This window comes from Mucilaginibacter kameinonensis (genome assembly GCF_003675385.1).
Taxonomy (GTDB): Bacteria; Bacteroidota; Bacteroidia; order Sphingobacteriales; family Sphingobacteriaceae; genus Mucilaginibacter; species Mucilaginibacter kameinonensis.
In genome coordinates, this window is the sequence record NZ_RCWZ01000010.1 from 40941 (window position 1) to 56515 (window position 15575).

11 protein-coding genes are annotated in these 15575 nt (G+C 42.0%); all 11 read right to left on the reverse strand.

Annotated elements, in window-relative coordinates; all coding sequences use genetic code 11:
* Nucleotides 1-48: 48 nt before the first annotated feature.
* Nucleotides 49-1551 carry an alpha-L-fucosidase gene (locus tag EAH55_RS30655; RefSeq protein WP_121813056.1) on the reverse strand — a complete coding sequence of 501 codons (1503 nt, stop codon included), beginning with the start codon at nt 1549-1551 and terminating at the stop codon, nt 49-51.
* A 35-nt stretch (nt 1552-1586) separates the two neighbouring features.
* A complete protein-coding gene (locus EAH55_RS30660) occupies nt 1587-3449 on the reverse strand; it encodes a beta-N-acetylhexosaminidase (RefSeq protein ID WP_121813057.1) in 1863 nt (620 codons plus the stop codon).
* Nucleotides 3450-4385, reverse strand: coding sequence for a metallophosphoesterase family protein (locus tag EAH55_RS30665; RefSeq protein ID WP_121813058.1), 936 nt, complete (start codon nt 4383-4385; stop codon nt 3450-3452).
* A 146-nt stretch (nt 4386-4531) separates the two neighbouring features.
* Nucleotides 4532-6304 carry a RagB/SusD family nutrient uptake outer membrane protein gene (locus EAH55_RS30670; protein ID WP_121813059.1) on the reverse strand — a complete coding sequence of 591 codons (1773 nt, stop codon included), beginning with the start codon at nt 6302-6304 and terminating at the stop codon, nt 4532-4534.
* Nucleotides 6305-6323: 19 nt separating this feature from the next.
* Nucleotides 6324-9749 carry a TonB-dependent receptor gene (locus EAH55_RS30675; protein ID WP_162997121.1) on the reverse strand — a complete coding sequence of 1142 codons (3426 nt, stop codon included), beginning with the start codon at nt 9747-9749 and terminating at the stop codon, nt 6324-6326.
* A gap of 272 nt (nt 9750-10021) precedes the next feature.
* Nucleotides 10022-11197 (reverse strand): FecR family protein, encoded by a 1176-nt coding sequence (locus EAH55_RS30680; protein ID WP_121813061.1) that lies wholly within the window; start codon nt 11195-11197, stop codon nt 10022-10024.
* A gap of 149 nt (nt 11198-11346) precedes the next feature.
* Nucleotides 11347-11901, reverse strand: coding sequence for an RNA polymerase sigma factor (locus EAH55_RS30685; protein WP_317127621.1), 555 nt, complete (start codon nt 11899-11901; stop codon nt 11347-11349).
* Nucleotides 11902-12526: 625 nt separating this feature from the next.
* On the reverse strand, nt 12527-13276 hold the full coding sequence (locus tag EAH55_RS30690; protein WP_121813063.1) for a TonB-dependent receptor plug domain-containing protein: 750 nt from the start codon (nt 13274-13276) through the stop codon (nt 12527-12529).
* 12 nt (nt 13277-13288) lie between these two features.
* Complete coding sequence (locus tag EAH55_RS30695) at nt 13289-13657, reverse strand: carboxypeptidase-like regulatory domain-containing protein (protein ID WP_121813064.1); 369 nt, start codon at nt 13655-13657, stop codon at nt 13289-13291.
* Nucleotides 13658-13695: 38 nt separating this feature from the next.
* Entirely contained in the window at nt 13696-14040 is a 345-nt protein-coding gene (locus tag EAH55_RS30700) for an ROK family protein (RefSeq protein WP_121813065.1), read from the reverse strand.
* A gap of 5 nt (nt 14041-14045) precedes the next feature.
* Nucleotides 14046-14609, reverse strand: coding sequence for an ROK family protein (locus EAH55_RS30705; protein ID WP_121813066.1), 564 nt, complete (start codon nt 14607-14609; stop codon nt 14046-14048).
* Between the last annotated feature and the right edge of the window lie 966 nt (nt 14610-15575).

Genomic DNA, 15575 nt, shown 5'->3' on the forward strand with positions numbered 1-15575 from the left:
ATCTGCCGGGCAGGCCCTTCATCTTTTAAATAGTCTTTATTACTGGTTTTAGTTCCCTGTAAATTGTTTAAATAAGCCCAGGGTTGTTAAAGTTGGGTTTAACCTGGACGCCAGTATTTTTAATCTTACCTTTTGCGCGGTTATGGCGTTAAACCGGATCAATCGTTTCGCGCCAACAGTGGTGCCTTCGGCAGCTTGCTCCCAGGTTGTTCCATTAAAATATTCAAGGCTAAACTTTTCAATACGCTGGCCAACGGTGATGTTTTCCTGAAGGCACAGCACATCAAATGTTTGTGGTTTGCTCAGGGTGATCTGTATTACCGACGATGTATCCCGCCCCTTTGTAGTCCAGTAATTGTCCAGACCGCCTTTTGCCAGGGCAGCGGTATTGATGCCATTTTTTGAGCTGATCCGTGCTGCTTTTACAAGGTTGTTTTTAAAAGTTTTGTCGATGATGTTTTTCCATTCCAAAAGATTTTTCTGATCGTGCTCATTGATCAGGCCTCTTTTATCAGGCGGGATATTGAGCAGTAAAACCGAATTACGGCCTACAGAACTATAATAGATATCCAATAGCCTTTCGGGAGATTTTACTTTATTGTCCTCCGCCTCATGATAAAACCATCCCGGCCTGATGGATACATCTGTTTCGGCGGGATACCAGGCAAGGGCCTGCGCGTTGCCAATCTTATCCCGGCTACCGAGGTCATCACCCGTCATATCTCCCTTTGGCGCAAAGGCGATATCCTTTTGCGAATTTTGAGCGGTACCAGCATTGGTTTGCTTGTCAATTGGAACAACACTCCACTCCGATAAACGGCCATAACCGCTTTCGGTACCAACCCAGCGTACATCAGGACCCATGATGGCTATAACCGCGCCCGGTTGCAGCTTACGGATCAGGCTATACCATTCTTCAAAATGATATACTGTTTTTTTGCCGTTAGGGCCCTCACCATTAGCACCATCAAACCAAACCTCATCAACCCGGCCGTAATTACTTAATAATTCGGTTAGCTGGTTCATGAAATAGGCATTGTACTTTTCGGTGTCGCCATAATCAGGATTATTCCTGTCCCATGGTGAAAGATAAATACCAAAACCAACACCCTGAGCATGGCAGGCCTCGGCAACTTCTTTTACTACATCACCCTGCCCGTTTTTCCAGGGACTATTTTTTACAGAATGTTCCGTGTACTTACTGGGCCAAAGACAAAAGCCGTCATGATGTTTGGCCGTAATGATCACCTGTTTTATCCCCGCCTGTTTACTGGTACGTACCCATTGGCCGGCATCCAGCTGAGTTGGATTAAACAGCTTAGTGTCTTCTTTGCCACTGCCCCATTCCTGGTTGGTAAAGGTGTTCATGCCAAAGTGGAAAAACGCGGTAAATTCCAACTGCTGCCAGCGTAATTGCCTTGGTGAAGGAGTAATGTGCGCGGCTTTATTTACAATTTCCTGTTTGGAATCGCTTGAGCTAATGGCTGTATAATTTTGTGCATAAGCTGTAGAGCAAAAGCCCATAGCTATTATAGATAATAGATTTTTCATTTACTTAGTTTACATTTTAGAAACCGGACAATTTATTACCTGGCCCTTTTTTCTAATTCTTCGCGCGGGACAATCAACAATTTTCCTGCGGCAGCATTTCCTTTAAATGCTTGTGCCCTTATTTGGTAGATACCTTTGGGAATAACTATTGGAGTGCCGTTATAACGGGCGCAAGATGTATCAGGGTTGGTATTATCAAGGGTGTAGTAAATATTCAGACTGTCGATATCGGTACTAAGCGAAACCAATAACTGTTTTTGCTCATCAAGTTTTGCAGTTGCAAGCACATCAAAGGCTGCTTTGGAATAATTGATTTGCGCAGCATCCAAAATTTTAAATTGAGGCTCTAATTTTTTTTGAAAACCAATCCAATTTTGTTTTGCCTGTGGCGACCAAAAAACTTCGGATAATGCCAGTGATCGCGGCCATGTCATGTATTCGGCATGCCGCCCGTTAGGCACAGCCTCCGACCATAAATTGCCCTGTCCTCCCAAAACCAATGTGCTGTCTATTCCTGTTGGAACAGGGCTCCATTGATACGCTGTTTGTAAACGCAACATGTCGTATGTGTCAGGTTCTAACAGCGGATCTCCCTGGTAAAGATCCAGGTATGTATTACTGCTCGGAGTAAAAATAACCTGATGCCCCTGTTTGGCTGCATCTATCCCCCCCTGCATACCTTGCCAGCTCATCACTGTTGCTTCAGGAGCCAGCCCACCTTCCAGAATTTCATTCCAGCCAATTAATTTTTTCTTCTTTTTCTTCAGGATTTTTTCTACTCTTTTTATAAAATAGCTTTGTAATTCATGCTCCGTCTTTATCCCCTGTTGTTTCATAAAATCCTGCACAACTGCCGACTGCTGCCAGAAGTACTTTGTGGCTTCGTCGCCGCCGATATGGATGTAATCTCCCGGAAATAAAGCAGCTACTTCAGTAAAAACTTTATCCAGAAAGGTATACACGCGTTCGTCTGCGGGGTTTAAGGTATTATCGTCAATATTATAAAATTTACTTCCGGGGTTTACGGGGTAAATGTAGCCAGTTGCAGACAAATAAGGATAGGCTGCAATGGCTGCCAACGAATGACCTGGGACATCAATTTCGGGTACAATGGTTATATTTCTTTCGGCTGCGTAGGCAATAACTTCTTTTATATCCTGCTGCGTATAATACCCGCCATAAGTAGCCTTTTCGTTTTTTTGAGGCGGATCATAAGACCACCACTGCCCTGTTCTGGGCACACGCCAGGCACCCACTTCCGTTAAGCGGGGCAGTGATTTTATTTCAATGCGCCATCCCTGATCATCTGTTAAGTGCCAGTGAAAGATATTGAATTTATAGCGGGCCATATCATCAATATATTTTTTCACAAAGTCTTTTGAAAAAAAGTGCCGGCTTACATCAAGCATCAGCCCGCGCCATTTTAACCGGGGATAATCAATGATTTCTACAGCAGGCAGGCTATGTTGCTGCTTATTGGCTTCGCTTGAAAGAGAAAGCAGTTGCCGCATGGTTTGTAAGCCATAAAATATACCTGCTGTTTTACGTGCCTGCAGTTTTACTTCATGCTCCGTAATGGATAGCTCGTAACCTTCGTCATTAATTGGATTGTTTAATGTTGGGTTCAACAATAGCTTAATAGAGCGTTCCGAAGCAGTTGTTTTGTTTTTTACAGGCAATGTAAAACCCAGCAGCGTGTTGATCCATTCATTAGCACGGTTGCCCTGGGCGGTAAGCTCGGGGCTACCTGACGGAATGATCAAGGAGGTATGGTTGTCAATTACAAATGTACCTTTACCCTGAACCAAAGATACCGGCTCGGGAACAACGGCTGTGTAATTTTGCGCATGAGCTACAGAGCAAAAGCTTATCGCTAATACCAATAATAGATTTTTCATTTACTTAATTAACGTTTCGTATTTAATATATTCATCATCAAAGCTACCATCATTATAGAAGTTTAATAATGAGTATCCAGGTTCTGTTTGCTTATACGAACTTTTACCATCATCGCCGGGTTCCCACCAAAAACCACTTGTGGCCCCATTACACAAATAACTTACACCGTTATACCAAACCTTATCCAGTAAATGAACATGCCCGCTCAGGCATATCCTGATGTTTTTATTATGGTTAAACACCTCTATAAATTTCATAATATCCAGGTGATTGTAGCTGCCTTCTACCTTAAACGGCCCTATAGCCCCGGGTTTGTTATCGGTAATACCAGTACAGCTCAGCAATGGGTAATGCGACATGATGAGTGTTGGTTTATCCTGGTGGCTTTGTACATCCTGCACAAACCAGTTCCATTGTTCGTCATCCAGCATACCCGGTGTTTTGGGATGATTACTGTCAAGCATAATAAAATGCCAGCCGTTTTTGTTAAAGCTGTAATAGTTATTCTGTAACCCCAGCATTTTAAGCACACCAGGCTTACCAAATAATTCGTCACCCTTTCCCTGCCACCACATATCATGGTTACCCAATACACTGTACATTGGAATATCTTTTACCAGGGCAACGCTATCTTTCCAACATGACCATAATTCCAGCACCCTCTCCTTTTTTATATCGCTGTAGTCTGCCGCGTAAATCGAGTCGCCACCGTTCAGGATCAGGTCTACATTATCCTTGCGGATCATCTCCAGGCATTTTTTAAACCGCGCTACGGCATTATATTCAGGCCGGATATGAACATCTGTAATATGTGCTATCCGCAAAACCTTCTGCTTTTTATGGGCGTTAACAGCAGACATGGCTGCCATCGGCTTATTCAAGGCTATTGTTCCGGCAGCCAACCCTACCCTTTTTATTAGATCTCTTCTTTTCATATTTGTGCTATAATAGGTTGCGCAATCTGTTAATCACAGGCTGTTGACAGCTATATTGCAACCTGGTGTATCATAAAGAACCCTTCCGGAGAAGGGCTCTTTTTAACAACAATGCCGTTACCACCCCGGCTAAAGCTGTTAGTCATTTACCAACCCGGATTTTGTTTTATTTTAGGATTTACGGTAGTTTCCTGTAAGGAAATAGGTAAAAGATAATCCCGGCCCGGATTAAAGTTGTAGCCATTGGCCATACTGCTCACCTGTGCATAAGGCTGTATATATCCCTGTGCATTAACAAACAGGTTTTTCCCAATAACAATAGTTGGCAAAACAGTCAGGAATTGTTTGGCCATTGTTCCTAATGGCTGTTTATGTACAACCAGTGCAGATGCTGCAGCCCAGCGGCATATATCATCAAAACGATACCCCTCGCAGGCCAATTCAACCCGGCGCTCCCGTCTAATCTCGTTGATAACTGGCGATAGTTCGGGGAAAGCCCATTTAGGATCTGTAGCGATGGCGCTGATATTTAAATGCGGCATTTTTACCCTATCCCTTAATTTATTGATGGTATTATCTGCATCGGCCTGGGTCAGTACGCCTAATTCGGCACGCGCTTCCGCGTAAATCAATAAAATTTCGGCATAACGCATGTAAATAACCCCATCCGTACCTCCGGGCCCGTTATGGCTATCCTGGAAAAAGTCGGTATTCAGTCCTTTTCTAATCTGGAAACCTGTTGTACAATTGTCGCCTGCTATCAGTGCGGGATAAGTGAACAGTTTAATTGGTGTTCCGCCGGGCACGTTTGATATCACCGTATCGCCATACAAAAACACACTTTGCCTTAATCGCGGATCGCGGTTTTTAACAACATGACTAAGCGAATCATCGCCTTTATATTGCGGGCTTATACTGGCTGGTTGGCCATCTGTACATAAATAATCATCTACCAAACTTTTTGAAATACCTGTAGATTCAGATCCATCGGAACCAAACTGGTAATAATTTTGCCAGTAGGTGGTGATGCCTGCCTGTTGGTTATAGGCCCCCCAAAACATAATCTCTTTGCTGCTTGTATAATCTGTTTGGTTAAACAAATTAAAATAGCCGTTAGGTATGCCTGCATTATCAAGTTGATATGTGCCTGAGGTGATAACCTGATTGGCAGCATCAGACGCTAATTGCAGATATTTACTACCATTTTGACCGCTTACACCAAACACATCATTGGCATGATATTTTTCCCATGTGCCTTCAAACAAGCATACCCGTGCTTTAAAACCCTGGGCATATTCCTTGTATAAACGCTGCGACTGGGCTTTGCTTTTAGCTGGGAGTTTTGCAATTGCCTTATCCAAATCGTTAACTATAGAATCTATCACTACATTGCGCGGCAGCCTGGGGGCATTCAACAGATCTTTATCGTCAATGTTCAGGGGTTTATTCACCCAAGGCATATCGCCATAACTTTTAACTGCTTTATAATATAGCATAGCCCTGAAAAAATAAGCCTCGCCCACATAGGGAGCAATATCACTTGCCGATGCGTTTACTTTCTGATAGTTAGCCAAAAAATAATTCACATTACGGATGCTGCTCCAATCAGCATAACCACCGCTGCCGGCAACAGTTAATTCTCCGTTCAGTCTGGCATTTTCGCCCTGCGGAACCATATTGTCGCTGTTTTCGTCAACGCTGTATATACCTAAGCTGCTATAACCCCGATAATGCGGAAATATTCCGTCAATGCCATAAAGGTTATTCATATAGTTCTGCAGATCATTAGCAGTATTCCAGTACGATGATTCGGTAAGTTTGGTAGGTGGAGTTTGATTTAACAATGTATCCTTTTTGCAGGAAAAAATGGCCATCAAGACAATTGCTGTATAGAGATATGTGATTTTTATCGGTTTCATAAACTCAGATCGTTAAATGTTATTTAATATTCATTTGTAGGCCGAAAGAAAAGCTGCGTTGCAGCGGATAGATCTTTTCATCCGACTGCAGCAGTTCAGGATCAACGTATTGGTGTTTCAGAGCGCCGGTAAATGTGAGTGCATTATCAACACTGCCATATAGTTTTAGCTGATAAACATGGAATTTTTGAGTAAGGCTATTAGGAAAGGTATAACCCAATTGCACATTCTTTAAACGCATGTACGCGGCATTTAACAAATAACCAGATTGGGTGATTTGATTTTTACTGCTGCCGTTGTTGATATCCAATCTTGGGAAATAGCCATTCGTGTTAGTAGGTGTCCACCTGTCGTCCAATTTAGGTGTTATAGTACTTTGATATTCTGAAGTAAGTCCCCAGAAGTAGTTATTGCCAGGGGCGTAATCTGTGTGTCCCTGTCCCTGGATAAATACATAAAGTTCTATTCCTCGCCAATTTACTCCCGTCGAAAAGCCGTACAAATATTTCGGTGTAGTGTTACCAATAATGGTTCGGTCTCCCGGATCACCAACTGTATTACTTCCATAGGTAATTTTGCCATCCTTATTCAGGTCTGCATATTGTATATCTCCGGGCTTATAACCGCTGGCGTTAATGGCATCCTGGTTTGGCGCGGCGCTAACCTGCGCTTGCGTTTGAAATTTGCCTACAGTTTTGAAACCCCATATAGCGCCCAATTGCTGGCCAACATAAGGCTGATTAATAAATTGCTGCGGATTAGCGTCATATTTGGTTATCTTTCCCTTATAGTGGCCTATATTGGCTCTTGCTATCACACCAAATTCGCCAAACTGATGCTTCCACGAAGCAGTAAGATCCCAGCCCTTGGTGCTCGAAGAAGCGTTGTTTACTGTTGGAGCAGCAATGCCTAATGTTCCGGGAGGCGTGGTAGACGGAGCAAACTGATCAGTTATCTTTTTATTGTACCAATCGGCTGTAATGCTGAAATCTGTTAGGAAATCTACATCAATCCCAATGTCAAGCATTGATGGTTTTGCCCAGGTTAAGGTAGGACTAATCAAATTCCCGGGATTAGAAACATAAGGCAAACGCCCTCCGCTTCCCGGGTTAAAAATCCATTGGCTATTAGTTGCAGGGTTGGTTTGTAAACTACTAAGAGCCGGATAATAAACCGCCGGAGAGGCATTCAGGAAGTATGAAATATCGCCCAAACCGCCATAAGATGCTCTTAATTTGAGGTTGCTTACCCATTTTTCAATTGGTTTAAAAAAAGCTTCTTTTGACATGTTCCATCCCACAGATCCCGAACTGAATAAATGATATCTTGAGCTTTGTGGGAAAAGCGAAGTGCCCATATAGCTTGCATTAGCCTCAACCAGGTACTTCTCTTTATAATTATAATTAATACGGCCAATGGTACTGTTAGTTGCCCAGCTATATCCGCCGGCATCTGTTGTTGATGGCGTTGTGCCGCTGGTAAGCGCGAGCGATGGTTGATTAGTGCTATATAAGTATTGATTATATCCACTCAGGTTTGAGTAGGTTTTTTGTTCGGTTTGCTCACCTACCAATACTTTAAAAAAGTGACCACCTATTCGTTTTTCATAGCTGGTGAAAACATTGTAGTTATAATAACTGGTTAAGCCATAATTTTCATTGATGGAAGATATGGTGTTACTTAATGTATGCGGATTATTTGGAGTAGAATAGTAATACGGCAAAACGGTTGATGTAATGTTATAACTGTTATAGTCATAACTATAATGACCGGTAATATCCCAACCAGACATTGGTTTAATGGTAATGTCACCACTGATACGGCTATTGTTTGTACGGCTGTTGTTTGCGCCACCTTGCTGCAGCTGTGCTATGTACGAATTGGAATCATAGCCGCCGTTAGGATCAGTTAATGCAACAATAGGCCATAACCTTGCTATCTGGTGAAAAAAGTTACCGCCGGTATTGGCCCCGCCATTGTAGGGATAATGGTCATTTTCCTGCGAAAAAGATGTTTTTAAGCTAAAAGTTACATACTTATTAAGATCGGCAGTAACATTCGCCCTGATATTATTGCGCAGATAGTTGTCATCAGCATAATTAAATAACCCATTTTTTTTGGTCGACCCTAATCCGATAAAATAGGTTATTTTATCACTGCCTCCATCAAGGCTCATATTGTGCTGTTGGCTGGCCGACCATTTTTTAAGGTAGATTTTAAACCAATCGTTATTTGCATTTCCAAATACCGGATCGTAAGTAGCCCAACTGTTGCTTCCCGGTACCGGAATAGTAGCAGGTACGTTTTTCGGATCGGCCAAATACGCTTTTATCCTTGTTATAGCGTCATCCGTTACCAGCGGCGGTAAACCCGCGTTAGTATAAGCTTCATTATAAGTATTTGCCCATGTCAGTGAATTAGACATCGTGGGCTCATTTAATGGCTGCGAATAAGAGAAGTTGTTGGAATAACTTAAACGTGGCGCCTGGTTCTTTTTGCCCTGTTTAGTGCTGATCAGCAAAACCCCGTTTGGTGCCCTTGAACCATAAACGGCCGAAGAAGCCGCATCCTTTAATAAACTGATATTGTCAATATCATTAACATTGATGGAGTTGATATCCGTTTCTACACCGTCAACCAATACCAGCGGACTGGCAAGCTGGCCACCGTAACCGGTAAAACCACGCACGTTGATACTTTTTTTTGCATCGGGAGAACCACCGCCATAATTGGTAGTGATGTTCAGATTGGCCATCATGCCCTGCAAAGCGTCGCCTACGTTAGTTACCGGCCTGCTTTGCAAATCTTTGCCTTTTATTTGATCAACTGCACCCGTAAGGTCAACCTTTTTCTGAGTACCGAAGCCCACAACCACAACTTCGTTAAGATCACTTTTATGTGGTATTAGCTGGACATTAATTTCTACCCTACCATTAATAGCAACTTCCTGTGTTTCATAGCCCAAAAAGCTAAAAACGAGTACGCCGCTGGCTTGAGGTAGTGATAAGGCATAATTACCTTTGTTGTCGGTTGCCATTGAAACAGATGATCCTTTTAACTTAACAGTTACACCGGGCAGGGGTATTCCGTTTTCGTCGGTTAACTGTCCCTTAACTATTACATTCGCAGCCTCTACAACCGATGCCTGCGGGTTCTTTCTTTGAATTACGATTGTTTTGTCAACAATAGTATAAGTTAAAGGCTGATCTTTAAAGCATTCTGTAAGTGCCTGTTGCAGCGTAGCATGACTTAATGAAATATCAATGTTATGGGTACCATGCAATATCTGGTCTTCGTACCAGATAATATATTTGGTTTGGTTTTGTATGGCAGTAAAAACCTTTTTTAGGGAAATGTTCTTTTCTGAAAGTGTTACTTGCTGCGCATATCCTGTAGCTGATGCCTGCAAACAGGCCAATGTCATAAAAAAAACTACAAATTTCATAACCATGAAAGTTTTAATGAGTTGCCTGTGTTTAAAAAACAAAGGCCTGAAAAGCGTATAAAAATTCATACTTTAGGAGTTAGGTTAACTGGATAGATTATCTGAAACTGGATTTTTTATCCTGATAAAATCAGGAAAGGGTTAACCAAATACTACCCCGGCGGTGTTGGTAGCACTGCCGGATTTTTTTTGTAACCGCATGATGGGGTGGTAAGTATCTTTTATGCCATGTGTTATTGTTTAAGGTGACTATTCGGTTAATTTGATAAGGTTTAGGGGGTTACTATTAATTTTTTTCCGGCTGCCCTAAAATGTATTTTATTTATTTCCAGCACTTTTAACAAAACAGACAAGTTTGATTCGCGGGAAATACCTCCTGTAAATAAGCGTGCAGGTATATCTCCCTGGTACTCCACATCTACATCATACCACCTGGATACCTGCCGCATAATGGTTTTTAAATCTTCATTTACAAACAGGGTTTGCCCGTTTTTCCAGGCCATAACTTCGTTGATATCCGCGTCATTTGTAACAGATAATTTCCCGTCGGTATTAAGTTGCGCCTGTTGGCCCGGCTTTAACATTCCCGTTATTTTGTTTTTTACAATTCTTACCGATCCCTCCAGCAACGTTGTTTTGATCAGGGGCTCATCACTGTAGGCCATAATGTTAAAGTGTGTGCCTAAAACCTGCACTTCTTCTTTATCATTTACATTAATTTTAAATGGCATATTTTTATTTTTTGCCACTTCAAAATAGGCTTCGCCTGTAACGGTCACCCTGCGTTCGGTTCCGGAAAAAGCGATGGGATATGTGATAGATGAGGAAGCATTGAGCCATACCCTTGTGCCATCGGATAATTCCAGATCATATTTGCCGCCGCGGGGCGTTGTCATAGTATTGTATATAGGGATAGTAGTTCCGGCAAGTGTTTTGTTATAGACAATATGCCCATTTGCCGATTTTATAATTTTCGTATTACCCTGCTGCACAAGCAGTCCGTTACGGGCTGAGTCTAAGACTATTTGTGAGCCATTGCCAAGCGTTAATATGGCCTTATTGCCCCTCGGTTTTTTATCAAAAGCCTTTGGCTTATTTATAGCCGTTAACACTGCGGACTTCGGTTCATTATTTTTAAGAAGATATACCCCGCATAATATGAACAAGAGTATGGCAGCCGCCAATTTAGTCCAGGTTAATATGCTATGTTTAAACTTTTTTCCAGATGATGATTGATGCACAAAGATGCGGTTGAGGATCTCTTGCTGCCTGTAAGCAGGTAATATGCGTTCTTCGCTTTCTTTATTTAAAAAATCGCCAAACAATTCTGTTACCTGTTGCTCGTTCTGCGGATCATTGATATATAAAAAAAGCTGCTGAGTTTCTTGCTCCGATGTCTCTTTGTTCATATACCTGTCCAGTAAATTACCGAGTTGTTTATTATCCATGATAATGAAAGGGATTGGTTACGGGAAAGCAGATCGCGTATGTGGCCCTTTATATACACTGACACACAGTAAGAAAGCGAGGGTGAGTTGAAAATAACTTTTTTATGATATTTACAATAACTAACTAATAGTCAAGTATATAAATTTCATTATTTAAAAAGCCAACAAAACAGGATAAGGCTATTAATACGGACAAAATGGTTCCTGATAAATTTCAGGGCCAGTTTCATATGAGTGTGAACTGTTGAGGAGGAGATATTTAAACGGCCCGCCACTTCGCTATATTTTAATCCTTCCTGATGGCATAATGTATAGATAAGTTTTTGCTGGGGCGTAAGACCATTTATAGCCTGGTTAAGTGACCGCTCCATGTCCCGATAAATAACATCCTCTTCTGTATTATTTACTTCCCCGGTCATTTGTTTGCTCAGTTCTGAAGCAAGCAGGTTTTCATGAGCAATGCGCCTTAATGTGTTGTATGCGTAATTGCGACATATGCGATTGAGATAAGCCCCCAGGTTTTCAATCTCCGGAAGATTTTGTCGGTTAAGCCAAATTTTCAGGAAAACCTCCTGTAAAATTTCTTCAGCGAGCTCTTCTGACCGTGTAAGTTTAAGCGCAAATGGATAAATCATTTTAGAATAATGCTCAAAAAGAACCGTAAATGACTTCTGATCACCGGAAGCAATCCTATGCATAAGCATTTTATCAGTATCTATTGAGCTATTCTGTGACACGTACAAAAGGAATTATTAAAGAAGGTTTATTTTATTGTAGTGAATATATATCAAAAAGATGCCAGCAATCTGCTTTTCAAAGCGCAAACGTTTGTTTGAATTTGGTGGTTTTTAGAGAAATATAAATGGCACCCCTCCGTCAGATACCCTAAAAAGGGCTATCTAACTATAGTTCAGTTCGTACAGAAGAATTTCCGAAAGTCATAGCAAGCAATATTAAAAACACTTGCGCAAACGCTTGCGTAAGCAATTAATAATAAGATACTTACAATCCTTACAGGCGTGCTGGATGTAGCAGGTATAACGAGGGCGAACCAGATAAGATATAATACCGGTCTTAAATCTAATTAAAAGTGCCCTTTACCTATCTTTAAAGCGCTTAAGTTCTGCGTCTGTCGTCTTGTAAATGAGGCCGTATTGATGAGGTAATTGCAAAACCGGGTGGTTTTCGAAATTACAAAAAAAAGCTGCCTACAAATGTAGACAGCCTAATCAACTAAAAGTCTGGTTGCTTAATTTACATCCCAGAATATTTTTGCATCGCGTTTGTCTTTAGCTTTAACATCGTTATAATGACTATTAAAGCCGGTTTCTATGCTTGGATATACCAGCCTGCTTGTTGGGGTAGTATAATTAGCCAGCTTGAGCTATAACCAGCTTGAAACAAGTCCTTGTAGCTATTTGGCTGTGGAGTGTAATCCCTGATCTCACCGTCCCACCGCCTGATTTTTTGGCCTTCCATTTTAGGGCCAAACTGCGCATATGAGCTAAAACGAGGTCTGTATCCTGTTGGGGAATTAGAATCAGCTGACCGGCCATCTTCGATAAAACCACCGGCAAGGTTGGTTGCACGGTCATAACCCGAGCCGTAAACGTTTTGAAAATTTGGAGTAAAAGCTACTTGCTCGGTAGTACCTACATAGTTGAAATCAACACCAAGGCCTCTTGATTTTGAGCCTTTTTTGGTAGTGATCACAATCGCACCGCCCATCGCATCGGAGCGATAAAGGGCAGTCGCACTTGCACCTTTTAACACGGTAAGAGTCTCAATCTCCTGCGGATTAATATCAAGGATACCATTGCCCCTGATACACTGGTCAGACCAATATCCGTCATTATTTGAACCACCGGCACCAGCCTCTCTGTTTTTACGGATAATAACACCCTCCACAACGTGAAGGGGCTGTGTGTTGTAGTTAAGCGAGTTAATACCACGTATCTGCACATTTACGGCACTGCTTGAACCACCGGGAGCAGTAGTGATCTTCACACCTGGGGTCTTACCGTACAATGCAGAAGCGAAGTTTATATTCCCGGCCTCCGTTAATTGTTTGGCGGTAATCGTAGTAGTCGCCTAGCCCAAGGCTTTTTCCTGACGCTTGATACTAAACGAAGTAACTACTACTTCATTTAATTCACCTTTACCGGCGGCAAGGGTCACGTTGATAACGGGGTTATCACCAACTGTAACCTCCTGTGCGGTATAACCTACAGATGAAAACCTCAGTACTGTACCTTTTGCTACTTTGATGCTATAAGCACCGTTTGCATTGGTTTGCGTACCGTTGCTTGTACCGGCAACCTGTACAGTTACACCAGGTAAAGGCCCGGTATTATCGCGCACCACTCCCGTAACATTTGTTTGGGCAAATAATTTTGCCGAGATAAAAAGAGGCAGTAGCAGAACCACCCACCTTTTTAAGGTTAGATAAAATTGTTGCATAAAATTAATTGATTGAGTAAAAAAAGTTTTGAATATGTTCAGACAGGCTCAGCAATATTTGCCTGCGGACTTAGTTTATAAAGGCTTTCAATAACGGTGGTTACTCCTCCCAGCAGTTGTGCGTCGTTGCCGAGATTGGAGACCGCCAATTGTGCATAGGTGGTTAAGTGAGGTATACAATGTTCATTCATGGCTCGTTGAATTGGAGTAAGCCATATCTTGCCCATAACACTTCCCTTTCCGCTAAAAATAATACTTTCGGGATTCATTAAATGTAGTAGGATAGCCAGGCCCTGGCCTCTAAAATAAGCAGCTTCCGAGATAATCTTCACCGCAAAAGCGTCACCTTTAAGCACCTCGGCAATAATATTATCCGCTGTAATAGCATCTACTTTACCAGACTGCTGATTTCCCCTTGTTTTGAGCCTTCCACTGCCTTAGCTCCGATAGCCAGCAGGGAAGCTTCCGTTTCCAGACGGCCCTGCTTACCGCATGAACATAACTTTCCATTCTTATGCAATGGCAAGTGGCTAAACTCACCTGCAAATCCGCTATGCCCTTTAAAGATCTCCTTATTGATAATCATTCCCCGACCAACGCCCCATCCCAGGTTCACGATCATAGAATTATTACGGGCAAGTGGAAGGCCAAACTTTTGTTCGGCCAGAGCTATTGCGGTAAAATCATTTTCAATTAATACCGGCAATCCAATCTGTTGCGTAATATAGGTTACCAGTGTTTGGCCAGGAAATTTAAGAAAACTCAGGTTGTTGCCTAAAAAAGCATCAATAAATCCCGGCATAGTAAAAGCAATGGCCAAAAACTTATCCAACAGTAGCGCCGAGCTCACAATAACACTTTTAATACATGTTATTAATGAATGAACTGCACTTTCATTGTCGGTCAGGTTTATTTCAAACTCCTGAACGCCACCAACAAACTCATTATTCATATTAATAATTGCGATTCTCGTCAGAAACTGGTTCTCGCTACAGAAATGATAAAGCCGGTATCTAGTATCAATGAGTACGTTGCGGGCTTTCTCCCACCGCTTGACGCCCGGATGCCTACTTCCTTAACAATAGCCGACTTGACCAATTCAGCAATTCTTTTGGCTACGTAGGGATGCTTTTCCCAGTGAAAATACTCCAAATCACTAAGCGATGCTGACTTATTATAGTACAGCCCTTTAATGATGTCAATATTCTTAAATATAATATAGGATAAAAGCTTGACATGGCAATTTAATATTTATTTAATAAGACAAGCAAACTTTTTATTTTTTTTTAAGTTTGCTTGTCTATGTTATTACAGATAAAAGTTTGAATTACTTTTATTTACCATAGCATTATCAGGCATATCAGGCCGTATGGCCGTGCAACCGGAAAGTTCTTTCTGAGGATATAATTTAAAACATATCGGACTAAGCCCTACATGACATCGGTAACTCTTATTGCAATACCAAGGCAGGAAGCATATTTTTCGCTATGCGGATGAGTGGAGAATGATGAGCTGTTAGTAGTTAAGGGTTGGTTTCGTTGGATATAGCGTGATATTTATTGTTTAAAGGCGTTTCCTTCGGCCGGGCTATACGCTCATACGCCTGCAGGACTTATCCACTGGTCTGTATCCGCTCCTATCCCTAACGCGGGTTGAGGTGGGTAGTTGATTTGTGAGTAGAGAGCGGTGAATAGTTATGTTACGCCATGATGCGATTTCACCATTTGTCACCCGATCTTTTTCGCTGCGCGGGTGAGTGGTTGAGATGATTATAGGTTTCGGGATTCGCAGAAACAGTAAGACACGCAAAAAGCCTTAGTGATTAGCTAAGGCTTTTGCAATGTTGCACCATTAAAGGTGATAAAGGGTGGCACCGACCTACTCTCCCACGTTTTACCGCAGTACCATCGGCTCTGGC